The 25,737-nt window shown below is 71.5% G+C and carries 1 protein-coding gene; it reads right to left on the minus strand.

The features are described from left to right. Nucleotides 1-15: 15 nt before the first annotated feature. Nucleotides 16-25,737: a non-ribosomal peptide synthase/polyketide synthase gene (locus tag T333_RS13615; RefSeq protein WP_496424633.1), complete on the minus strand. Its 25,722-nt coding sequence runs from the start codon at nt 25,735-25,737 to the stop codon at nt 16-18.

The following is a 25,737-nucleotide window of genomic DNA, read 5'->3' on the forward strand; positions in this document are numbered from 1 at the left end:
GAGTCGTCTACAGGTTCATGCGCGGTCGGTGTCGGCCCAGGCCGCGGTCAGCACGTGGCCGATGCGGGCGAGCGCGGATTCGGTGGTCATTCGCCAGTGGGTGGCGGTGACGGCGTGGTTGTGCACGGTGCCGTCCACGGCATCGGACCAGCTGGCGGCTCCGGTCGCGCCGGTCGGATCGTCCAGTGCGGCGGTGAAATACACCAGGTTGCCCTTGTAGCGGCGAGGCCGGTAGCGGGTGAGTAGTTCGAGGGAGCGGGTTCCCGCGTCCAGTACGCGGCCGAGCCGTTCGGCGCCGAAGGAGGCGAACGGTTCCGGCAGGTCGGCGATGCGCTCGGCGAGTTCGGCGAGGCCGAGTTCGGTGTCCGCCTCGGCGGCTTGTTCGCCGAGGAGTCCGCCGAGCAGGTCGGCGAGCGGCACGGTGGTCTCGGCCACCGATTCGGTGCGCGGGCTGTCCATCATGGCCAGCGTCGCGACGTGCTGCCCCTCGTCCTGCAACTGGATCGCGACGGCGTGCGCGAGAACGCCGCCGAGCGACCAGCCGAGCAGGTGGTACGGCCCTTCCGGTTGCACGGCGCGGATCTCCGCGACGTAGCGCCGGGCCCAGTCCTCGATCGAATCCGGCAGTGGTTCCGCCGAATTCAGCGCCGGGGATTGCAGGCCGTAGATGGGCCGTTGCGGGTCGATGTGCGCGGCCAAACCGGCGAACGACCAGGCCACACCGCCGACCGGGTGCAGGCAGAACAGCGGCGCCTTGCCGCCGCCCGGCCGCAGCGGCAGCAGCACGTCGAAGGCCGCCGCCGCGTCCACCCTGCCCCGGCCGGACCTGGTCAGCTCGAGCTGTGTGACGAGCCCGGCGGGCGTCGGCGCGGAGAACAACCAGACAACGGGGACCGGTTCGCCGAGTTCCGCGCTGAGCCGGGTGGCCAGGCGCGTGGCGAGCAGTGAGTTGCCGCCGCGCTCGAAGAAGTTGTCGTCCATGCCGATTCGCTCCGCCTCCAGTACCTCGGTAAAGACGGCGCACACAGCGTGTTCCAGGTCCGTTGCCGGAGCACGGAACTCGCGTGCGGTTGGTTCGGGCCGGGGCAGTGCGGCGCGGTCCACCTTGCCGTTGGCGTTGAGCGGCAGCGCGTCCAGTCGAACGAGCGCGGCGGGCACCATGTAGCTCGGCAGCGCCTCTGCCAGGGCGGCACGTAGTGCGCCGATGTCCGACGCGGCGTGCTGCCCGTCGCCCGATCCGGCGTGCGGCTCGTCGGCGCGCAACCCAGCGCCCCGCTGTTCGGCGTGCACCCCAGCGTGTGGCGCCGTGGCGCCCAACCCGGCACGTTGTCCATCGGCCACCAACCCGGCCCGCGCACCCTCGGCTTCCGCCCCGACGTGCGGCCCGTCGGCGTCCAACCCAGCGCTCAGCTGTTCGGCGTGCACCCCAGCGCGTGGTGCATCCGTGCCCAACGCGGTGTGCGGCCGCTTGGTGTCGACCGGCGCTACCGACGTGAAATAGCCGACCAGCATGGCATTTTCACCATCCGCCCGGTACGCGACCACGACGGCCTCCGCGATCTCCGGCCTGGCGCGCAGCGCGTGCTCGATCTCGGCCAGCTCGATGCGGTACCCGCGCACCTTGACCTGGAAGTCGCGCCGTTCGACGTAGCCGAGGTTGCCGTCGGAGCCCCAGCGCACCATGTCGCCGGTGCGGTACAGCCTGCTGCCCGGCGCGCCGAAGGGGTTGGCCACGAAGCGTTCCGCGCTCAGGTCCGGCCTGCCGTGATACCCGCGGGCCAGCTGCGCGCCGCCCAGGTACAGCTCGCCGGTGACGCCCGCGGGGACCGGATGCAGCCGGTCGTCGAGGACGTACACCTGATTGCCCGCCTCGGGCGTACCGATCGGCACGGTGCCGGTCAGCGCTGACGCCGCGGAGCCGACGGCCGTCCGGTATCGAGTCACCGAAACCGCCGCTTCCGTCGGCCCGTACAAGTTGTCGACCCGAGCATCAGTAAGCGCTCCGACCCTCGCCAGGGTCGCGGCGGGCAACGCCTCGCCGATCACCAACAGCCTGCGCAGCGAGCGGGGCAGTCTGCGCCCGCCGGACACCTCGGTCAGCATGGCGAGTAGCGACGGCACGAGCGTCACCGTGGTGACCGAGGCTCGACGGACCAGGTCGAGCACCCCCTCCGGGTCACGCTGCGCGCCGGTCGGCGCGAGGACCACGCGCGCACCGGTGCGCAGCGCCCACCAGAATTCCCACACCGAGAGGTCGAACGCGGCCGAGGTCATCAGCAGCGTGGCGTCGTCGGCGCCGAGGCCGTACTCCGACTGCATCCAGTCCAGTTGGTGCGCGACGGCGCGGTGCGGGACCGCGACGCCCTTCGGAACGCCGGTCGAGCCGGACGTGAAGATGACGTACGCGGTGTGCCACGGCGACAACGCCCGCACCCGTTCGGTGTCGCGGATCGGTGTGGCGTCGCCGCCCTCGGGGACCGTCGTGATGTCGAGCAGCACCTCGTGGTCGGACACCTCGGCGGGCAGCATCGGCCTGCGCGCGGAGGTGAGCACCAGCTCCGGATTCGCCGCGGCCAGTACGCCGGTAGTCCGATCGAGTGGATGCGCCGGGTCGAGCGGCACGTAGGCGCCGCCCGCCGTCACCACCGCGTACATCGCTACGAGCAGGTCGACGCTGCGCGGAATGGCCAGCGCCACCGACGATTCCGGGCTGACGCCGCGGCCGATCAGCACCCGGGCCAGCCGGTTCACCCGCGCGGCGAACTCGGCGTAGGTCAGGGTGTGCGCGTCGTCCACGACGGCGATCGCGTCGGGCGTGCGCGCCACCTGCGACTCGAAAGCGGTGACCAGCGTGTCCGGTGCGAACTCACGGTCAGGGGCGTTCCACGCGACGAGAATGCGTTCGGTCTCGGCGTCGTCCAGCAACGGCAGGTCGCCGACCGGCACCCGCGGCGCGGCGCACACGGCTTTCAGCAGCCGCTGCAACCGGCTCGCGAAGCCCGCGACGGTCGCCTCGTCGAACAGCGCCGTGGCGTAGGTGATCGTCGCGGCGAGTCCGGCGGGCACGCCCTGCGCGTCGTAGCGATCGGTGACCACCAGGTGCAGGTCGAACTGGGAGACCTCGGAGTCGAAGTCGACCGCGGTCGCGGTCAGCCCATCCAGGGTGAAATCGGCCTCGGCCTGGTTGTGGAACGAGAAGCCGACCTGGAACAGCGGGTGCCGCGCGGTGGAGCGCTCGGGGTTGAGCACCTCGACCAGCCGCTCGAACGGGACGTCGGCGTGCGCGAATGCAGCCAGGTCGGCGGCGCGCACCCGTTCGAGCAGCGCGCTGAATCCGTCGCCCGCGTCCACCCGGGTGCGTAGTACGAGCGTGTTGACGAACATGCCGACCACGTCGTCCAGTTCGGCCGCACCGCGACCGGCCACGGGTGTCCCGACGGCGATGTCGCCGGTGCCGGACAGCCGCGCGAGCAACGCGGCGAAGGCGGCGTGCACCACCATGAACAGCGTGGCGCTCGACGCGCGGCCCAATTCGACCAGTGCCGAGTGCGTTTCGGCATCGACGGCGAAATCGACGTGCTTACCCCGAGTTGACACGACCGCGGGCCGCGGCCGGTCCGTCGGCAGCGGCAGCTGCGCGGGCAGCTCGTCGAGCGCCTCGGTCCAGAACCGGAGTTGACGCGCCACCAGCGATTCCGGATCGTCCTCCGAGCCGAGCAGTTCGCGCTGCCACAGGCTGTAGTCGGCGTACTGCACCGGCAGCGGCGCCCAGCCCGGCGCGCGACGCTGCTTGCGCGCCGTGTAGGCCAGCATCATGTCCCTGGCCAGCGGAGCGAGCGAGGAGCCGTCCGCCGCGATGTGGTGCATCACCACGACCAGCACGTGCTCCGTTGCCGCCGAGTCGTTCTCGGCCTCCGGACGGAAGAGCCTGGCGCGCAACGGCACCGCGTCGGTCACGTCGAATCCCGCGCCGACGAAATCCGCGACCGCGACGGGCAGATCATCGATCGGCACCGCGATCGGTGCGAGCACGGGTGTGCCCGCCGCCGCGACCGGCAGCACCACCTGCACCGGTCCGGCCGTGCGCTGCGGGTAGACCGTGCGCAGCACCTCGTGCCTGGCGACTACGTCGGCGATGGCGGCATTCAGGGCGGCGATGTCGAGTTCGCCGCTGAGCCGCACCGCGAGCGGGATGTTGTAGGCGGTGGACTGGCGGTCCAGCCGGTTGAGGAACCACATTCGCTGCTGTGCGAGCGATAGCGGAACCGGCTCGTCGCCCCGGCGCGCGACCAGCGCGGGGCGGGCGGGCGAGGTGTCCGCGCCATCCAGTTCGGCGGCCATGGCCGCGACGGTCGAGTGCTCGAACACGGTGCGCACGCCGACCGTGACGCCGAGCGCCGCACCCAGCCGCGCGGCGAGTTGCGTCGCGGTGAGGGAGTTTCCGCCGAGTGCGAAGAAGTCGTCGTCCAGGCCGACGTCCTCGACTCCCAGTACGGCGGCGACGGTCGCGGCGACCGTCTGTTGCGCCACCGTGACCGGCGCGCGGTACGTGGCAGTTCGGAATTCCGGTTCCGGCAGCGCCTTCCGGTCCAGCTTCCCGACCGGCGTCAGCGGCAGCTGGTCGAGGACCATGATGGCAGCGGGCACCATGTAGGCGGCCAGCGAACGACCCGCGAAGGCGGTCAGCGCCGTCGTGTCGACGCTGTGCCCCGGCGCGGCGACCACGTACGAAACCAGCGCGACGACACCATCGGCATCGGTGTGTCCGACGGTCACCGCGTATTCGACGGATTCGTGCGCGGCGAGCACCGCGTCGATCTCACCGAGCTCGATGCGCAAACCGCGCACCTTCACCTGATGGTCGGTGCGGCCGAGGTGCTGGAGGGCGCCGGACCTGGGCCCACCCGTCGCCCGGCCACCGCCCCTCATCGAATCGCTTCGCGATGCGGGCACCCATCTGACCAGATCGCCGGTGCGGTAGATCCGCCCGCCTTCGGGGCCATAGGGGTCCGCGACGAACCGGTCCGCCGAAAGTCCTGGCCGCGCATGGTATCCGCGCGCCAAGCCGGGACCGCGCAGGTACAGCTCACCCGCGACGCCCACGGGCACCGGCCGCAGCCGGTCGTCGAGCACGAGCGCGGACATGCCGGGGATCGGCGCGCCCATGTCGAGCGGATCGCCCGGCCGCATCCGCGCGCTGATCGTGGCGATGACCGTGGTCTCGGTCGGGCCGTAGGTGTTGTACATCGCGCGTCCGACGCCCCAGCGCCGCACCACATCCGGCCCGTAGGATTCGCCGCCGACGGTCAACTGCCGCAGCTCCGGCAGTTGCGCCGGATCGAGAGTTTGCAGGACCGCAGGGGTGATGAACGCGTGGGTCACCCGCTGATCGCGGATGAGCGCGGTCAGCTCGGCCCCGCCGTAGACGCTCGCCGGAGCGACGACCATGGTCGCGCCCGCCGGAAGCGCCATCAGCAGTTCCAGCATCGAGGCGTCGAAGCTGGGCGAGGACACCGTGAGCACTCGCGCGTCGGCGGTCACCGAGTACCGATCCCGTTGCGCGCGAGCGACTCCCGCGATCCCCGCGTGCGTCGCCACGACACCCTTCGGCACACCTGTCGAGCCGGAGGTGTAGATGATCCACGCCGCGTGATCTACCCGCACCGGACGCACCAGCTCGTCCGCGCCGAGCGGCGTCCCACTGGTGCGCCGAATCCGCGCCACGGTGGCGGGCGCGTCCAGCGCGAGCCATTCGACGGCGCCGGGCAGCGCGGCGCGGACAGCGTCGATCGTGAGGCCGAAGGCCGCGCCGGAATCGGTGAGCATGTGCGCGATCCGGTCGGCCGGATAGGTCGGATCGACCGGGACGAACGCCGCGCCGGTCTTGGCTACCGACCACACCGCGAGCAGCGCCTCGGCCGACCGCGGGATGGCGATCGCGACGACGTTCTCCGCGCCGATGCCCTGCCCGGCGAGCATCCTGGCCAGGCGCGCGGACTGCTCGTCCAACTCGCGGTAGGTCAGCTCGCGGTCACCGCAGACCACAGCGACACCGTCCGGGTTCATGGCGACGGCCGCCGCCATCATCTCGGCGAGGGTCCGCTGCGGCACCGCCTCGGCGCCGCGCCTGGCGAGGAGTTCGGCACGCTCGGCGGGCGCGAGCAGCTCGACCGCGCCGATCGAACGTTCCGGTTCGGCGGTCAGCGCGCCGAGGACCCGACCGAACCGGCGCAGCAGCCCTTCGGCGGTGTCCGCGTCGAACAGGTCGGTCGCGTAATTCAGCTCGACAGCGAAGTGTCCGTCGGCGTCCATATCCGCGGACACGGTGAACTGGAGGTCGAAACGCGCCACCGGCTCGTCGAATTCGACCGTCGAGAGTTCGAGACCCGGCACGGCGAAGGTGTCGTCCCCGGTGTTCAGGTAGCTCAGGGCGACCGTGAACAGCGGATGCCGCGCCTGCGTCGTGGTCACGCCGAGCTCGTCGACCACCCGCTCGAACGGCACGGTGGCGTGCGCGAACGCCGCCAGGTCGGCGGCTCGCGTCTCAGCGAGCAATTCGGTGAAAGACTGGTCGGGACGAGGCCGGGTGCGCAGCACCAGCGTGTTCACGAACATGCCGACCAGGTCGTCGAGCGCCGCCGCGCCGCGACCCGCGACGGGGGTGCCGATCGCGATGTCGTCGGAACCGGAGAGCCTGGCCAGCAGCACCGACAGCGCGGCGTGCACAACCATGAAGGGAGTCGCACGGTAGGTGAGGGCGAGTTCGCGCACCCGTGCGCCGACCTCGCCGCCGATCCGGGCCCGCGCGTTCCCGCCGCGCTTGCTCGCGACGGGCGGGCGGGGGCGGTCGGTGGGCAGGGCCAGATCCTCGGGCAGTTCGCGCAACGCCTCGCGCCAGAACGACAGTTCCTCCGCCGCCGCGTTTTCGACCGACACTGTCTGCCAGACCGCGTAGTCCGCGTACTGCGCGGCCAGCTCGGGCCACACCGGTGCGGCTCCCAGCACGCGGGACAGGTAGGCGGCGAGCAGATCTCGCAGCAGCGGCCGCATCGAGTACCCGTCGGCGGTGATGTGGTGCAGCACCGCGACGAGCACCCGGCTGGTCGGACTCTCGCGCAGCAACACCGCGCGCACCGGAACCTCGCTCGTGACATCGAAACCGGCGGCGAGGAATTCGGCGATTCGATCCTCGACACTGCCCGCGCCGATCGATTCGACGGCCAGCCGCACGGGCGCGGACGCCACCGGCAGGATCACTTGGTGCGCCGTGCCGTCGGCCGCGACGGGGTAGATCGTGCGCAGCACCTCGTGCCGCGCCACCACGTCGGCGAACGCCGCGCCGAGCGCCACCTCGTCCAGTTCGCCGCGAATCCGCATCGCGACCGGGATATTGTGCGCGGCCGACGACGGATCGAGCCGGTTGAGGAACCACATGCCGCGCTGCACGGGCGCCAACGGCACCGGGCCAGGACGCGGACCCGCGATCAGCGGAACGACCGAATCGGTTGCCTCCGCGGCGATTCTCGCCGCCAGCGCGCCGACCGTCGGCGCCTCGAACAGCAGCCGCACGGGCACTCGCCTGCCCAGCCTTTCGCCGAGCCTGGCCAGCACCCTGGTCGCGCTGAGCGAGTTCCCACCCAGATCGAAGAAGCTGTCCTCGACGCCGACCGGCCCGCAACCGAGCACGTCCTCGAAGGCGGCGGCCACCAGACGCTCGGCCGGAGTTACCGGAGCCGTGTAGGCGCGGCGATCGAATACCGGCTCCGGCAACGCTTTTCGATCCAGCTTGCCGGAGGCGTTGAGCGGGAAGGCGTCCAGCACCACGAAGGCCGACGGCAGCATGTAGGACGGCAGCGCCGCCCGCGCCGCGGCGCGCAGCGCGTCTTGGAGATCCGCAGTTCGCTCCGGTGTCGGCACGACGTAGCCGACCAGGTGATCGCCGACCACCAGCGCCGCCGCTTGGGACACGCCTGTCACCCCGGCCAACACCGCCTCGATCTCCCCGAGCTCGATGCGCTGGCCGCGGAACTTCACCTGGAAGTCGGTGCGTCCCAGGTACACCAGCTCGGCGGAGTCGCCGCCGGTGTCCCAGCGCACGAGGTCGCCGGTGCGGTACATGCGTTCGCCGGGAGCGCCGAAGGGGTTGGCCACGAACCGATCCGCGGTCAGGTCGGGTCGCCCGTGGTAGCCCCGGGCGAGTTGGGTCCCCGCCAGGTACAGCTCGCCTGCGACACCCGGCAGCGTCGGCCGCAGGCGCGAATCCAGCACGTAGACACGGCTGTTCCACTCGGGGTTGCCGATCGGCATCACGGTGCGCTCGGTCTCGCCCGTCACGTCCCGGTAGGTGATACTCACCGCGGCCTCGGTGGGTCCGTACAGGTTGTGCAGCCGCGCCTCGCTCACCGCACCGAACGCGCGGACGGTCTCGGCGGGCAGCGCCTCGCCGATCACGAAGACGGTGCGCAGCGCGGCCAGGCGCTGCCCGGTGCCGTGCACATGTCCGGCGAAGACGCTGAGCATGGACGGCACGAAATCGGTGACGGTGACGCCGTAACGACCCATCACCTCCACGAGGTAGCCGGGATCGCGGTGCCCGTCGTGGGTCGCGAGGACCACGGTCGCGCCGACGCGCAGCGGCAGGAAGTACCCCCACAGCGAGACATCGAAGGTGGTCGCGGTCTTCTGCAGGTACACGTCGTCGGCGCGCAGCCGGTATTCCGACTGCATCCAGGTCATCTGGTTGACGATCGCCGCGTGCGAAACACTGACGCCCTTGGGTTTTCCGGTCGACCCGGACGTGAAGATCACGTACGCGGGGTTCCCGGGGTGGATCGGCACGCCGCGCTCCTCGGTCGCGATCGGATCGTCGGCGTAGCCGTCCAGCGCGACGCTGTCCACGCACACCGTGCGCCCGGTGTAGCCGAGTTCGGCACGGTCGCGTTCGGTGGTGAGCAGCGCGGCGGGCCGCGCGGTGTCGAGGATGTGGGCGATGCGCTGGGCGGGGTGATCGGGATCGATCGGCACGTACGCGCCGCCCGCCTTCAGCACCGCGTACATGGCGAGCACCAGGTCGGTGGACCGTCGAATGGCCAAGGCCACCAGGGATTCCGGCCCGATACCCGCCTCGACGAGATGGCGGGCCAGCTGGTTGGCGCGCTGATCGAGTTCGCCGTAGGTGAGCACCGTGGCGGGACCGCCGTCCGGGACGTAGACCAGCGCGGGATCGTTGGGCGTGGCCGCGGCCTGCGCCTCGAACTCGTCGAGCAGCATCTCCGCCACGAACGCGGTGTGCGCGGAGTCGTTCCATTCGGTGACCACCCTGTGCAGCTCGCCCGCGCCGAACAGGTCGATGTCGCCGACCGGCAGCTCCGGATCCGCGATCACCGCGGTCAGCAGCCGCAGGAATCGCTCGCCCATGGTGTGGATGGTCGCGGCGTCGAAGAGGTCGGTGGCGTAGGTGAAACGCACCGCGTCGTCGGAGACGGTGAGTTGCAGGTCGAAACGCGTTGTCTCGTAGTCGAACTCGTACTCCGCCACGCTCAGGCCCGGGAGCCGGACCCCGATCGGCGAAAGGTTCTGGAAGAACAGCGCGACCTGGAACAGCGGGTGCCGCGCCTGGGAGCGCGGCGGGTCGAGCACCTCCACCAGCCGTTCGAACGGCACCTCGGCGTTGGCGAACGCGTCCAGGTCGTCCTCGCGCACCCGCCGCAGCACGGTGGCGAAGGAGTCCGCGCCGGGCACCTCGGTGCGCAGCACGAGCGTGTTGACGAACATGCCCACCAGCTCGTCCAGCCGACGTTCGCCGCGACCGGCGATCGGCGCGCCGATGGCGATGTCGGCCGTGCCGGACAGCCGTGCGAGCAGCACCGCGAGCGCGGCGTGCACCACCATGAACGGCGTCGCGTCGTGCCGCGCGGCCAGCGCGGTGATGCCGGAGTTCACCGCCGGGTCCAGGAGCAGGGTGGCGCTCGCGGCGGCGTGCGAGGCGACGGCCGGGCGCGGGCGGTCGGCGGGCAGGTCCAGCTGGGCGGGCAGACCGCGCAGCGCACGCCGCCAATACTTCAGCTGACGGGCGGCGATCGACTCCGGATCGTCCTCGGCGCCGAGCAGTTCGCGTTGCCAGAGCGCGTAGTCGGCGTACTGCGCGGGCAGCGGCGCCCAGTCCGGTTCCCCGCCGGTGACGCGCGCGGCGTAGGCGGTGGCGAGATCGCGGGCCAGCGGTCCCATCGAGAAGCCGTCGGCGGCGATGTGGTGCACGACGAGGGCGAGCAGGTGTTCGTGCTCCGACAGCTTCGCCAGCCCGATCCGCAGCGGCACCTCGGCCGTCACGTCGAACGGCGTGGCGACGAAGCCGACGAGGGCCGCTTCCGGGTCGGCGGCGTCCAGCTCGGTGATCGACGGGACGGCGGCGTCGAGGATCCGCTGGTGGCCGACGCCGTCGCGGTCCGGGTAGACGGTGCGCAGCGTCTCGTGCCTGGCGATCACGTCGGCGATCGCGGCGGCCAGCGCCGCCGTGTCCAGCTCGCCGACGAAGCGAATGGCGACCGGGATGTTGTTGACGGTCTCCGCGGGATCGAAGCGGTTCAGGAACCACATGCGTTGCTGAGCGGGCGAGAGCGGGATCGTTTCCGGGCGCGGTCCCACGGTGAGAGCGGGGCGGCGGGCCGCTCCCGTGCCCTCGACAGCCCGCTCGGCGAGTGCCGCGACGGTCGGCGCGTCGAACAGCGTCCGCACCGGGACGTCGGTGCTCAGCTCGGCGCCGAGCCGCGCGGCCAGCTGGGTGGCGATCAGCGAGTTGCCGCCGAGCGCGAAGAAATCGTCGCCCGCCCCGACCCGTTCGACGCCGAGCAGCTCACCGAACAGCGCCGCGACGGTCCGCTCGGCGTCGGTCTCCGGTGCGCGGAAGACCGCCGCCGCCACGACGGGCGCGGGCAGTGCCTTGCGGTCCAGCTTTCCGGAGGAGTTGAGCGGGAACTCGTCCAGCACCACGAAGGCCGAGGGCACCATGTAGCCGGGCAGTTCGGCGGCCAGCCGCGCGCGCACGGCATCGATGTCGATCGACGCGCCGGTCAGGTACGCCACCAGCTGATCACCGCCGGACACCTGCCCGCCGCGAACGACCACCACCGCCTGGTCGACCGCGGCCACCGCGGTGAGAGCGGCTTCGATCTCGCCGAGCTCGATGCGCAGACCGCGCAGCTTCACCTGGAAGTCGGTGCGGCCCAGGTACTCCAGCTCGCCGCCGGCTGGCCCACCCGTCGCCCGGCCACCGCCCCCCATCGAATCGCTTCGCGATGCAGGCAGCCATCTGACCAGATCGCCGGTGCGATACATGCGTTCGCCCGCGGCGCCGAAAGGATTGGCCACGAAGCGATCCGAGGTCAGCTCGGGTCGCGCCACATAACCGATGGCCAGCTGTCCGCCCGCCAGATACAGCTCGCCAGGCACGCCGACTGGCACCGGCCGCAGCCGGTCGTCGAGCACGAGCAGCCGGGTGTTGAACACCGGCCTGCCGATCGGCACCGAGTCCGTGTCCGCGTCGGTGACCTCGTGATAGGTCACGTCCACGGCGGCCTCGGTCGGGCCGTAGAGGTTGTGCACTCTGACCCCGAGCACGCGCCGCGTGCGCTGTGCGACGGCGGCGGGCAGCGCCTCGCCGGACGCGAAGACCCGGCGCAGCGCGGTGCGCTCGCGCGCCAATGGCTCGTTGAGGTACACCGCGAGCATCGAGGGCACGAAATGCGCCGTGGTGACGCGTTCGGCCGCGATGAGCCGGGCCAGGTACGCGGGATCGCGGTGACCGTCATGGCGCGCGACGACCAAGCGCGCGCCGACCTGCAAGGGCCAGAGAAACTCCCACACCGACACGTCGAAGGTGGCGGGCGTCTTCTGCAACACCGCGTCGTCGGGACGCAACCCGTAGCGATCCTGCATCCAGACCAGCCGGTTGACGATGGCGGCATGCGAGACCGCGACGCCCTTGGGGCGACCGGTGGAGCCGGAGGTGAAGATGACGTACGCGGAGTGGCCCGGCGTGAGCGCGCCGATCCGGTCGGCGTCGGTCAGCGGAGATTCGGCGAAGGCGGACAGATCCAAGCGATCGATCCGAACCTGCCGTGCCGCGGCGACTTCCAGATCCATCCCGGAAGTCAGGACGCACACCGGACGCGCGGTGGCCAGCACGTAGTCGATGCGGTCGGCCGGGTGATCGGGATCGATCGGCACATACGCGCCGCCCGCCGCCGTGACCGCGTACATTCCGACGATCAGGTCGAGCGAGCGCCGCATGCCGAGTGCCACAAAGGAATCCGGGCCGACGCCCTGGGTGACCAACCAGCGGGCCAGTCGGTGCACCCGAGCGGCGAACTCGCCATACGCCAGGCTGGTTCCCTCGAAGGTCAGCGCCACCGCCTCGGGCGTGCGCGCGACCTGCTCCTCGAACAGCGACGCCAGCGTGTGCGGGCGGGCCGCGACCGGGTGCGCGGTGTCGTTCCACCGCTCGAGCACGAGCGAACGCTCGGCCGGGTCCAGCAGTTCGATGTCGCCCACTCGGAGAGCCGGGTCGGCCACCACGGTCTCCAGGATCCTGATGAATCGCGCCGCGAAGGACTGGACCGTGGCGCGGTCGAACAGATCGGTCGCGTAGCGCAGCTGCGCGCGCAGCGCCGTGCCCGCGCCCTGCTGATGCTCGACCAGCTCCAGCGCCAGGTCGAACTGCGCGACGCGATTGTCGAGCGGGTAGGCCAACACCTCGAGCCCCGGCAGCTCCAAAACCGTGTCGTCGCGATGCTCGAAGGTCAGCAGTGTCTGCACGATCGGCGAATTCGATTGCGAGCGAACCGGATTGAGCTCTTCGACGAGACGCTCGAACGGCAGGTCGGCGTGGGCGAAGGCGCGCACGTCCACCTCGCGGACCTGCCGCAGCAGGTCGGCGAAGGACGTGTCGGCGCGCACCCCGGTGCGCAGCACGAGGGTGTTGACGAACATGCCGACGAGCTCGTCCAGCGCCTGTTCGGCACGTCCCGCGACCGGGGTGCCGATCGCGACGTCCTCGGTCCTGGCCAGCCTGGCGAGCAGGGCGGCGAAGGCGGCGTGCACCACCATGAACGAGGAAACACCCTGTCGCCGCGCGAGTTCGGCGATCGCCGAGGTCAGTTCGGCGGTGACCGCGAATTCCACCGCGGCGCCCTGCCCGGTGGCGACCAGCGGGCGCGGGCGGTCGGTGGGCAGTTCCAGCACCGGCGCCAGGTCGGCCAGCTCGGCGCGCCAGTGCGCGATCTGCTCGGCCAACACCGATTCCGGGTCGGAGGCCGCGCCGAGCACCTCGTGCTGCCACAGCGTGAAGTCGGCGTACTGCACCGGGAGCGGTCGCCACTGCGGCGCGGCGCCAGCACTGCGCGCCGTGTAGGCCACCATGAGATCACGGGCCAGTGGCGCGGAGGACACACCGTCGGCAGCGATGTGGTGCACAACGACCACCAGCACATGGTCATCCGCCGCGGCACGGAAAAGACAGGCGCGCACTGGAATCTGGCCGCGCAGGTCGAAGGGCAACGCCGCGAACACCGCGACGGACTCGGGCAGTTCCGCCTCGGAGACCGCCACCGGGTCCAATTCCAGGGCGGGCACTTCCGCCCGCACCGACTGGAACGGGCCGTCGCCGTCGGACGGGAAGACCGTACGCAGCGACTCGTGCCGCGCGATCACGTCGCCGAGCGCGGCGGCCAGCGCCGCGGTGTCCAGCGCGCCGGTCAGCCGGATGGTGATCGGGATGTTGTAGACCGCCGACTCCGGATCGAGGCGGTTCAGCAGCCACATCCGAGTCTGCGCCAGCGACAGGGGAATCCGCTCCGGTCGCGGGACTGCCACCAGGGCGGGACGCGGGTCGTCGGCCGAATGGCGCACGCGCACCGCGAGTTCGGCCACCGTCGGCGCCTCGAACACCTCGCGCACCGTGAGCGCGCAGCCCAGCGCCGCGTTGGCGCGGGCGACCAGCCGCATGGCGAGCAGCGAATTCCCGCCGCGCGCGAAGAAGTCGTCGTCCGCACCGATGCGCGCCGACCCGCCGAGCAGATCGGCGACCAGGGCCGCGAGCACCGATTCCGCGCCCTCCCGTGGCGCGCGGTAGGCCACCGCGCCGCCGCTGACCTCGACCGTCGGCAGCGCCGCGCGATCCAGCTTCCCGACCGTGGTGAGCGGCATCTCGTCCAGCACGACCAAGTGCGCGGGCACCATGTAGCCGGGCAGCCGCTCGCGCACCGCGTCCAGAACGGCGTCGGCCGCGACCTCTCCGCTGACATAGCCGACCAGACATTCGTAGCCGGAGCTGTCCTTCGCGACAAGCACGGCCGCGTTGCGCACGCCGGGCACACCGGCCAGCGCCGATTCGATCTCGCCGAGCTCGATCCGCTGACCGCGCAGCTTGATCTGGAAATCGTTGCGGCCCAGATAGATCAGATCACCCGAGCGGTTCCAGCGCACCAGATCACCGGTGCGGTACATCACCGCGCCGGGCACGCCGAACGGGTCGGCCACGAACCGCTCGGCGGTCAGCCCGGAACGGCCGTGATAGCCGCGCGCCAGCTGGTCGCCCGCCAGGTACAGCTCGCCCGGCACGCCGACCGGCACCGGCCGCAGTCGCGCGTCGAGCACGTAGACGCGGGTGTTCCAGCACGGACGCCCGATCGCCACCTCGCGACCGGAAGCCACGTCGGCATCGGTGAACTCGTGGTAGACCGCCGAAATGGCCGCCTCGGTCGGACCATAGGCGTTGTGCACCGCGCCGTCGAAACTGCCGCGGATCGCGGCGAGCAGATCGGGTGTCAGCGCCTCGCCGCCGCAGTGCAGGTGCCGGAACGAGCGCAGCGCGTCGCCCATGCCCTCGCCGATGAGCGCGGCGAGCACCGACGGCACGTATTCGGCGATGGTGATGCCGTGCTCGCGCAGCAGTCCGGCGAAGTAGGCGAGGTCCAGGTGCCCGCCGGGTCTGGCGATCACCAGCGGCGCGCCGACCGCGACGGGCAGGAAGCACTCCCACACCGAGACGTCGAAGGTCAGCGGCGCGCGCTGCAGGATGCGGTCGGCCGCGGTCACCTCGTAGCGATGCTCGAGCCAGCGCAGCTGGTTCATGATGGCGCGGTGGGTGACCGCGACGCCCTTGGGCCGTCCGGTGGAGCCCGAGGTGAACAGCACGTACGCGGTGTTGTCCTGGCGCAGCGTTGCGCGGCGCTCGGCGTCGGTCACCGGCTCGGCCGAGTAGCCGGACAGGTCCAGCTCGGCGGGGCGAAGCAGGCGCGCGTTCAGCGGCGGCAGTTCCGCTCCGCCGACGATCACTATCAATGCGGGATCGGCACTTTCGATCACCTGCGCCAGCCGGTCGGCCGGATGAGCCGGGTCGAGCGGCAGGTACGCGCCGCCCGCGCGCACGATCGCGAACATCGCCACGAGCATGTCCAGCGACCGCAGGGCGGCCAGTCCGACGATGGTCTCCGGGCCGACGCCCTCGGCGATCAGGCGCCGAGCCAGCCGGTTCACCCGCGCGGCCAGCTCGCCATAGGTGAGCGTCGCGTAGCGACTCGATGAGGGGTGGTGGCCGGGTGACGGGTGGGCGAGCGACTCGTTCTCGAAGGTCACCGCGCGACCGACCGGGTCCGCGGCGGCGCGCACCGTGAGCAGGTCGTCGAGGGTCTCGGCGGGCAGTGCGCGCGCAGTCGCGTTGCGGTCGGAGAGCAGCATCCCGCGCTCGGCGACCGACATCAGCTCGACATCGCCGACCGCGGTCCTGGTGTCGCGCGCCATCGCGCGCAGCACCCGCTCGAACGCGGCGAGGAGATCGGTGACCGTGTGCTCGTCGAACAGGTCGAGCGCGTAGTGCAGGTGCACGTCGATGCCCTCGGGCTCGCCGTCCGCGTCGTAGCGGTCGGTCAGGGTCCAGTCCAGGTCCAGCTGGATAGGAGCCGGGCCGATGTCGAGCGCGCCGATGGCGAGGCGCTGCAAACGGAAGTCGGGCGCGGTCTGGTTCTGTAGCGTCAGCGCCACCTGATAGAGCGGCGAATGCGCCTGTGAACGAACGGGATTCAGCGTGTCGACGAGTTGCTCGAACGGCACCGCCGCGTGCTCGAAGGCGGCCAGGTCGGCGGACCGTACCTCGGCGAGCAGCTCGGCGAGGGTGGCCTCGGCGCGCACCTCGGTGCGCAGCACGAGGGTGTTGACGAACATCCCGACGAGCTCGTCCAGCGCCTCGTCACCGCGCCCGGCCACCGGCACGCCGACGACGACGTCGCCGGTGGCGGCCAGCCTGCTCAGCAATACGGCCAGCGCGGCGTGTAGCACCATGAACGGGGTGACGCGGTGCTCGGCGGCGAGTTCCTGGATGTCGCGGTGCAGCGCCGCGTCGAGCCGTCCGATGACAGCGCCGCCGCGGTTCGAGGCCACCGCCGGGCGCGGGTGGTCCGCAGGCAGCGCGAGCACCTCGGGCAGACCCGCGAGACGGTGCGTCCAGTAGCGCAGCTGCCCGGCCAGCACCGAGGTCGGGTCCTGTGCGTCGCCGAGCGCGTCCCGCTGCCAGAGCGCGAAATCGGCGTACTGGACGGGCAGCGGACGCCAGGCGGGCGCGGACCCCGCGCAGCGCGCGACGTAGGCGGCGGCCAGATCGCGGGTCAGCGGTGCGAAGGACCAGCCGTCGGCCGCGATGTGATGCACGACGAACAGCAGCACGTGCTCCTGCGGAACACCGCCGTCCTCGACTCGCAGCAGCCGAACCCGCAGCGGTACTTCGGAAGTCACGTCGAACCCGGCGTCGGCCGCGGCGGCGATCAGCGCGGGCAGTTCGGCCGCGCGCACCGGCTGCGGCGCCAGGTCGACCAGCCGGGTGCCCGCGGGCAAGACCAGCTGGGTGGCCGCGCCGTCGTGTTCGGGGTAGAGGGTGCGCAGCGTCTCGTGCCTGCCGATCACGTCGGCGACGGCCGCGCCCAGCGCGTCCACGTTCAGCGCGCCGGTCAGCCGCAGCGCGAACGGGATGTTGTAACCGCTTCCGGCGCTGTCGAATCGGTTGAGGAACCACATGCGCTGCTGGGCGATCGAGAGCGGGACGGACTCGCCGCGCTCCCGCGCGAGCAGCGGCGGCAGCGTCACCGGAGCTGCGGGGCCGTCGAACCTCAGGTACGGCGCCAGCTCACGCACGGTGGGCGCGTCGAACACGGCGCGCACGGGCACCTGCGTTCCGGTCGCCTTGGACAGCCGTGCGGCGAGCTGGGTCGCGATGAGCGAGTTGCCGCCGAGTGCGAAGAAGTCGTCGTCCGCACCGATCCGCTCGGCGCCGAGTAGCGCGCGAAACGTCTCGGCGACAATGGTTTCCGCCGTGCCGCTGACCGCGCGGAACTCGACTGTCCGCGGCGCGGGCGCGGGCAGCGCCCGGCGATCCAGCTTGCCGGAGGCGTTCACCGGGAAGGCGTCCAGCACGACGAACTCCGTGGGCGCCATGTAGGCGGGTAGCCGACGGGCGATCTCCGCGCGAACCAGGTCGAGATCGAGCACGGTCTCCGGCACCAGGTACGCCACCAGCTGATCGCCGGTGCCGTGGTCGTCGCGCACCAGCACCGCGGCCTGAGCCACCCCGGGAGCCGCGAGCAGCGCCGTCTCGATCTCGCCGAGTTCGATGCGCAGGCCGCGCACCTTCACCTGGAAATCGGTGCGGCCGAGGAACCGCACCTCCCCCGCCGCCGTCCAGCGCACCAGGTCACCGGTGCGATACATCCGTGCGCCCGGCTCACCGAAGGGGTTGGCCACGAAGCGATCACCGGTCAGATCGGCACGGCCGAGATAACCACGGGCCAGCTGCGCACCGGCCAGATACAGCTCGCCGGGCACGCCGACCGGGACCGGTCGCAGGCGCGCGTCGAGGACGTACATCCGGGTGTTCCACACCGGCCCACCCATCGGCGGCGCGCCGGTGTCCGCGTCGGTCACCTCGTGCGCCGACACCTCGACCGCCGTCTCGGTGGGCCCGTACATGTTGTGCACCCGCGCCGAGGTGAGCGCGCGCATCCGCTGCGCGGTGGCGGCGGGCAGCGCCTCACCCGAGCAGAAGACGTGCCGCAGGCTGGGCGTCTCGGGTTCCTCGGCGACGAACGCGGCGAGCATGGACGGCACGAAATGCGCCGCGGTGACGCCCTCGCGCCGGATCAGCTCGGCCAGGTAGGCCGGGTCGCGGTGACCGTCCGGGCGGGCAAGCACCAGCCGCGCGCCGACCTGCAAGGGCCAGAAGAACTCCGGCACGGACACGTCGAAGGCGACCGGCGTCTTCTGCAACAGCACATCGTCGCCGTCCAGCGCGACATACGCCGACTGCATCCAGCGCAACCGGTTCACGATCGCGCCGTGACTCACCGCGACGCCCTTCGGTGTGCCCGTCGAACCGGAGGTGAAGATGACATACGCGGTGTTGTCGGCGCGCAGCGTGGCGCGGCGTTCGGCGTCGGTGATCGGGGCGTCGGAGTAGCCGGACAGGTCGAGCCGGTCGATGCGGACCTGCGCCGCGGCGAGATCCAGATCCGCGCCGGAGGTCAGCACCGCGACCGGAATCGCCGTGGCGAGAATGTGTTCCGTGCGCTCGGCCGGGTGGTCCGGGTCGAGCGGCACGTAGCCACCGCCCGCGGCCGTGATCGCGTACATGCCGACCACCAGGTCGATGGAGCGCCGCATGCCGAGTGCCACCAGCGAATCCGGGCCGACGCCCTGCGCGATCAGCCAGCGCGCCAACCGGTTGACCCGCGCGGAAAGCTCGCCATAAGTTAGCGTCGCGGAGCGACTCGATGAGGGGCGGTGGCCGGGCGACGGGTGGGCGCTGGTTTCGCCCTCGAAGGTGAGGGCGGGGCGATCCGGGGTGCGCGCGGCCTGTGCGGCGAACAGCGAGGCGAGCGTCGCCGTTTCGTCGACGGAATGTTCGGTGTCGTTGAACCGGTCGAGCACGAGTGCGCGCTCGTCGGCATCGAGCAGCTCGATCTCGCCGACGCGCGCCGTGGAATCGGCGGCCACCGCGACGAGCATCCGGCGCAGTCTGGCGACGAACGCCGCGACCGTCGCGGCGTCGAACAGATCCGTGGCGTAGCGCAGGCTGCCGCTCAGTCCGTCGGCGCGTTCGACGAGCACCAAGTGCAGGTCGAATTTCGCGCCGTAGTCCGGGATGTCGATCGGCTCCACGGTCAGCCACGGGACCTCGACGGCCGACAGCGCCCGCGGGGCCGCGCCGAAGCTGAGCAGCACCTGGAACAGCGGATGCGCGCCGGTGCTTCGGTCGACATCCATCGCGTCGACCAGCTGCTCGAACGGCAGCTCGGCGTTGGCGAACGCGGCGAGATCCGCGTCGCGCACCTCGGCGAGGAAATCCTCGAACGCGGTGTCCCAGGCGACCCTGGTGCGCAGCGCGAGGGTGTTGACGAACATGCCGATCATGTCATCGAGTTCGCGTTCACCGCGCCCGCCGATGGGCGAGCCGACCACGATGTCGTCGGCGCCGCTCGAACGCGCCAGCGTGGCCGCGAAGGCGGCGTGCAGCACCATGAACAGCGTCGCGCCCGACCGGGCGGCCAGCGCGCGCAGCTCGTCGGCCACCTCGGGATCGATCGCGAAATCGACGGCCGCGCCGCGCATGCTCGGCCGTGCCGGGCGCGGACGGTCGGTGAGCAGCGGCAGTTCGGCGGGCAGGCCGTCGAGGGTGTCGCGCCAGAAGCGCAGCTGCCGGTGCGCCAGATCGCCGGGCCGTTCCGGCGAGCCGAGCAGCTCGCGCTGCCACAGGCTGTAATCGGCGTATTGGACGGGCAATTCGGCCCAGTCGGGTCGCTGGCCGATCAGCCGGGCGCGGTAGGCGCGGATCAGATCGGCGACGAGCGGCGTCATCGAGAGGGCGTCGGCGGCGATGTGGTGCACGACGAACACCAGCGCGTATTCGTCGCCGGGTACGCCGTGCGCGTCGTCGATCCGGTCGAGGGTCAGCAGCGCGACTCGCGCGGGCAGCTCGGTGGTGACGTCGAAGCCGCCGCCCGCGATGGCCGCGATGGTGTCGGCGAGTTCGGCGCGTTCGACCGGCGCCGGATTCAGACTCAGGCCGATGTCGTCCGCGTCGAGGATCGACTGGTAGGGGCCGTCCTCGCTCTCGGGATAGCTGGTCCGCAGCGATTCGTGCCTGGCAAGGACGTCCAGCACGGCGCGCTCCAGCGCGCGTACGTCGAGCCTGCCGGTCAGCCGCAGCACTACGGGCAGGTTGTAGACGCCCGGCGATCCGTCCTGGCTCTCCAGACGGTTGAGGAACCACAGCCGCCGCTGGGCGGGTGACAGCGGAATGCGGTCCGGCCGCTCGCGCCGCGCCAGGGGCGGCCGGGTCACGCCCGCCTCGGCCAGCTCGGCAACGGCCGCGGCGAAGCCCTCGACCGTCGAGGCCTCGAACAGGGTGCGCACCGGGACACGCGCGCCGATCGCGGCGCCGGTGCGCGCGGTGACCTGCGTGGCGTCCAGCGAGCTGCCGCCGAGGGCGAAGAAGTCGTCGTCCAGTCCGGCTTGCTCCACTCGCAGCACTTCGGCGAACACGGACGCGACAAGGCGCTGCGCCGCGTCGACGGGCGCGCGAAAACGTCTGGCCTGCAATACCGGAAGCGGCAGTGCGGCACGATCGAGCTTGCCGCTGGTGTTCAGCGGGAATTCGGGCAGCTCGACCAGCGCGGTCGGCACCATGTACCCGGGAAGTACCCGACCGAGACCGGACTTCAGCGCGTCCGGGTCCAGTTCCGCGCCGGGTGCCGCGACGACATACCCGGCCAGGTATTCACCGGTCTCGGTGGAGATCAGCCGCACGGCGGCCTGACCGACCTCGGGCGCGGCGAGCAGCGCGGTCTCGATCTCGGCGAGCTCGATGCGCTGGCCGCGGAACTTCACCTGGAAATCGACGCGGCCGAGGTAGACGAGTTCGCCGTCCTGGCTCCACCGCACCAGATCGCCGGTGCGGTACATGCGTTCGCCGTTGCCGCCGAAAGGGTTGGCCACGAAGCGGTCCGCGGTCAGGTCGGCCCGGCCGTGATAGCCGCGGGCCAGCTGCTCGCCCGCCAGGTACAGCTCGCCGGGCACCCCGATCGGCGCCGGGCGCAGCCGCGAATCCAGCACGTAGACCTGGGAATTCCACTCGGGCTCACCGATCGGCACCAGCGGCGCGTCGTCGGCGGTGACCTCACGGTAGGTGATGGACACGGCCGCCTCGGTGGGGCCGTACAGGTTGTGCAGCCCGCCGTCGCACACCGCGTGGAAGGCCGCGACGGTCTCGGGCGGCAACGCCTCGCCGATGACGAAGACGTCGCGCAGCGAACGCAATTCGTCGGCCTCGGCGTGCGCGGCGAACACCGCGAGCATCGACGGTACGAAGTCGGTGAGCGTGACACCGTATCCGGCAATGGTTTCCGCGATGTAGCGCGGGTCGCGGTGGCCGTCCGGGGCGGCGAGCACCAGGGTCGCGCCCGCGCGCAACGGCAGGAAGTAGCCCCACAGCGAGACGTCGAAGGTGGTCGCGGTCTTCTGCAAGTACACATCGCCCGTGCGGAGACGGTATTCGTCGTGCATCCAGGCCAGCTGGTTGGCGATGGCGCGGTGGCTGATCGCCACGCCTTTGGGCCGCCCGGTGGAGCCCGAGGTGAAGATGACGTAGGCCGGGTGCTCGGGGTGCAATGGCGACGTCCGGTGTCCGTCGGCGATCTTGGCGGCGAGGTGTTCGTCGAGGTCGAGTTCGTCGAGATGGTGCACGAGGACGGTCGGCGGCACAGTGTCGGGCGGTGTGAAACCGGCGGCGCGGGTGGTCAGGATGGTGTGCGGCGCGGCCGTGTCGATGATGTGTCCGATGCGTTCGGCAGGTTGCGAAGGGTCCACCGGCACGTACGCGCCGCCCGCGCGCAGCACCGCGTACATCGCGACCACGAGGTCGATCGAGCGCGGCATCGCCAGCACCACAAGCGTTTCCGGCCCGACGCCGGTGGCGATCAGCAAGCGCGCCAACCGGTTGGCGCGGTCGGAGAGTTCGGTGTAGGTGAGCTCGGCGCCGTCCGCGACGAGGGCGACCGCGCCCGGGGTGCGGCGGACCTGGTTGTCGAAGCCCTCGTGCAGGAAGCGGTCGGCGACCCGGTGGCCGCTGGCGTTCCAGCTCGCGGTCACGTAGTCGAACTCGCCCGCGTCGAGCAGTTCGATATCGCCGACCGGGACGTCCGGCGCGGTGACCGCAGCGCGCAGCAGGCGAACGAACTTCGCGGCGAACTCCCGGACCGTCGCGGCGTCGAACAGGTCGGTGGCGTAGGTGAATTCGGCACGGTAGCCGTCGGCGGTGTCGGACAGCGTCAGCTGGAGATCGAACTTGGCGAAGCCGGATTCGAAATCGACCAGCTCCGTGTCGAGTTCGGGCATGGTCAGCGCGACCGGCGCCATGTTCTGCATGAACAGCGCGACCTGGAACAGCGGGTGCCTGCCCCGCGAGCGCACCGGGTTCACCGCCTCGACCAACTGCTCGAACGGAATGTCGCGGTGGGCGAAGGCGCGCAGATCACGTGCGCGCGCGTGCCCGACCAACTCGGTGAAACTCGCGGCGGCGGACACCTCGGTGCGCAGCACGAGGGTGTTGACGAACATGCCGACCAGGTCGTCCAGCGCGGGCTCGCCACGGCCCGCGACAGGGGTGCCGATGGCGATGTCGGAGGTGCCGGAGAGCCGGGCGAGCAGCGCGGCCAGCGCGGCGTGCAGCACCATGAACGGGGTAGCTCCGCGGCGCGCGGCGAGCCGTTCCACGGCGACGCGTAGGTCGGCGTCGAGGGCGAATTCGTGGGTGGCGCCGCGGTAAGACGCGACGGCGGGGCGCGGGCGGTCCAACGGAAGGTCCAATTGTGCTGGCAGTTCCGCCAATTCGGACCGCCAGAAACTCAACTGACGCGCGGCCGCCGAGTCCGGGTCGTCCTCGGCGCCGAGCACCGCGCGCTGCCACAGCGCGTAGTCCGCGTACTGCACCGCGAGCGGCGACCAACCGGGGGCCGTACTCTCCCGGCGCGCGGTGTAGGCGGTGACCAGGTCGCGCATCAGCGGGCCCAGCGAGACGCCGTCGGCGGCGATGTGGTGCACCACCAGCACCAGGGTGTGGTCGCGCGGGCCGCTGCGCAGCAGGCGCACCCGCACCGGGATCTCCTCGGCGACGTCGAAGCCCTGGCTGGCCACAGCGCGCACCGCCTCGGCGAGCCGCTCCGCGGGAATCTCCGAGGGCGTCAGGTCGAAGACGGCGTGCACCGGCCGCACCACCTGCGCCGGGCCAGCCTCGGTCTGCGGGTAGACGGTGCGCAGGATCTCGTGGCGCGCGACGAGATCGGTGATCGCGGTCGAGAGCGCGGAGACGTCCAGCGCACCGCGCATGCGCAGCGCGACCGGAATGTTGTCCACCGCGGCGTTGTGCGCGGTCCGGTCCGAGTTCGAATCCGCGCCGAGCTGGTTGAGGAACCACATGCGGCGCTGCGCGGGCGAGAGCGGGACGTGCGCCGGACGCGGGCCCGCCGCCAGCTGCGGACGCGGCGTCGCCGAGCCCGACAGCGCGGCCACCGCCGCCACCGTCGGGCGATCGAAGAAGTCTCTGACGTCGATCGCGACGCCGAGCGCGGCCGAGACCCTGGCGATCGCCCGCGTCGCGAGCAGTGAGTTGCCGCCCAGTGCGAAGAAGTCGTCGTCCGCGCCGACCCGCGGCGCGGCGGCCAGGTCGGCGAAGATCTCCGCGACCAGGCGCTCGGCCTCGGTGGCGGGTTCGCGGTATTCGACGGCGGCGACGCCGAAGTCGGGTTCGGGCAGCGCTCGCCGATCCAGCTTGCCGTTCGCGTTGACCGGCATCTCGTCGAGCACCTGCACCAGCGTGGGCACCATGTACTCCGGCAGGTGCGCACGCGCGGTGTCCAGCACGGCCGCGGTGTCGATGACGCCGCCCGCCGCCACCACGTAGCCGACCAGGTGATCGCCGCCCGCGTGCCGGTGCAGCAGCACCGCGGCCTGGGCCACCTGCTCATCGCGCAGCAGGCCCGCCTCCACCTCGCCGAGTTCGATACGCAGCCCGCGCAGCTTGACCTGGAAGTCGGTGCGCCCCAGGTATTCCAGCTCGGACGGGCCGCCGTCCACCCCCGACGTCCAGCGGACCAGATCGCCGGTCCGGTACATCCGTTCACCCGGCGCGCCCTCGGGATTCGCCACGAACCGGTCCGCGGTGAGGCCGGGGCGGGCCACGTAGCCGCGGGCCAGCTGGACACCGGAGAGGTACAGCTCGCCGACCACGCCCGTGGGGACCGGACGCAGGTTGTCGTCGAGGACCAGCAGTTCGGTGTCGTCGGCGGGGACACCGATCGGCACGCTCGTGGTGTCGGCGGCGGTCACCTCGTGGGCGGTCACGTCCACCGCGGCCTCGGTCGGCCCGTACAGGTTGTGCAGGGTCGCGCCGCTGACGTCGCGGAACGCGGCCGCGGTGGCCGCGGGCAGCGCCTCGCCGGAGGCGAACACCAGACGCAGAGTATCGACAGCGGTCTCGATCTCGGGTTCGGCGACGAACACCGCGAGCATCGACGGCACGAAATGCGCGACGGTGACGCCGTATTCGGCGATGGCGCGGGCCAGATAGGCCGGGTCGCGGTGGCCGTCCGGCTCGGCGATCACCAGGCGCGCCCCGATCTGCAAGGGCCAGAAGAACTCCCACACCGACACGTCGAAGGTGAACGGCGTCTTCTGCAACACCACATCGTCCTCGGACAACCGGTACAAGCGCTGGCGCCACCGCAGATTCGCCAGGATCGAACGGTGCGAGACCGCGACGCCTTTCGGGCGGCCGGTCGAGCCGGAGGTGAAGATGACGTAGGCGGTGTTGTCCGCAGCGGGCAGCGGCAGGAGCTCGCCGTCGGGTCGCTGGCCGGACTGTAGACCCGCTGCGCGGAGGGCGGCCTCGAATTCGTCGATGCGCAACACCCGGCTGTCGGCCAGCGAGTCCGGCTGGTCGGCGGTCGTGGTGAGCACGAGCGTCGGCGCCGCGGTTTGGAGCACGTAGGCGATGCGCTCGGCCGGATGCTCGGGGTCGATCGGCACGTACGCGCCGCCCGCCTTCAGGATCGCGTACATGCCGACGAGCAGTTCGAACGAGCGCCGCACGGCCAGCCCGACCAGCGCGTCCGGCCCGACACCCAGCTCGAGCAGCCGCCGTGCCAGCGCGGTGGCGCGCGCGTCGAACTCGGCGTAGGTGAGGGTGGCGTCGCCGCATTGCAGCGCGACGGCGTCCGGCGTGCGCCGCACCTGCTCCTCGAATTCGCTGACCAGCGTCTCCACGGGAGTGAAGGCGGTCGGCAGCACGTCGGCGGCGATCAGCAGCGCGTCGTCGAGCAGCTGGTCGAGCACCGCGCCGAGCGCGCCGTCGCCGGACTCGAGCAGTTCGGGCAGCTGTCCGGAGATGACCACGGAGACAAGGACATCCGGGCTCAGGCCGCCGCCCATGGCCGCGCCGAGCGCCGCGATCTCGGAGGCCAGCGCCGCGTAGCCGATCTCGGTAGCCCCGTGCCGTAGCGCGATCCGGTCGGGCGCCAGGTCGGCCACGGTCTCGATTAGGCCGGGTAGGTCTTCGACGCCGTAGGCCCGGCGCAGCATGGCATGTCGGGGGTGGTTGCGGTTGCCGAGCCCGCTGGATGCGACCGATTCTGCGTGAGACAT

The sequence above is a fragment of the Nocardia sp. CNS-044 genome, assembly GCF_059570515.1.

What these genes read in the sequence shown, in the direction of transcription:
- T333_RS13615 (WP_496424633.1), bottom strand. Translation starts at nt 25,737, where the DNA reads ATGTCTCACGCAGAATCGGTCGCATCCAGCGGGCTCGGCAACCGCAAC.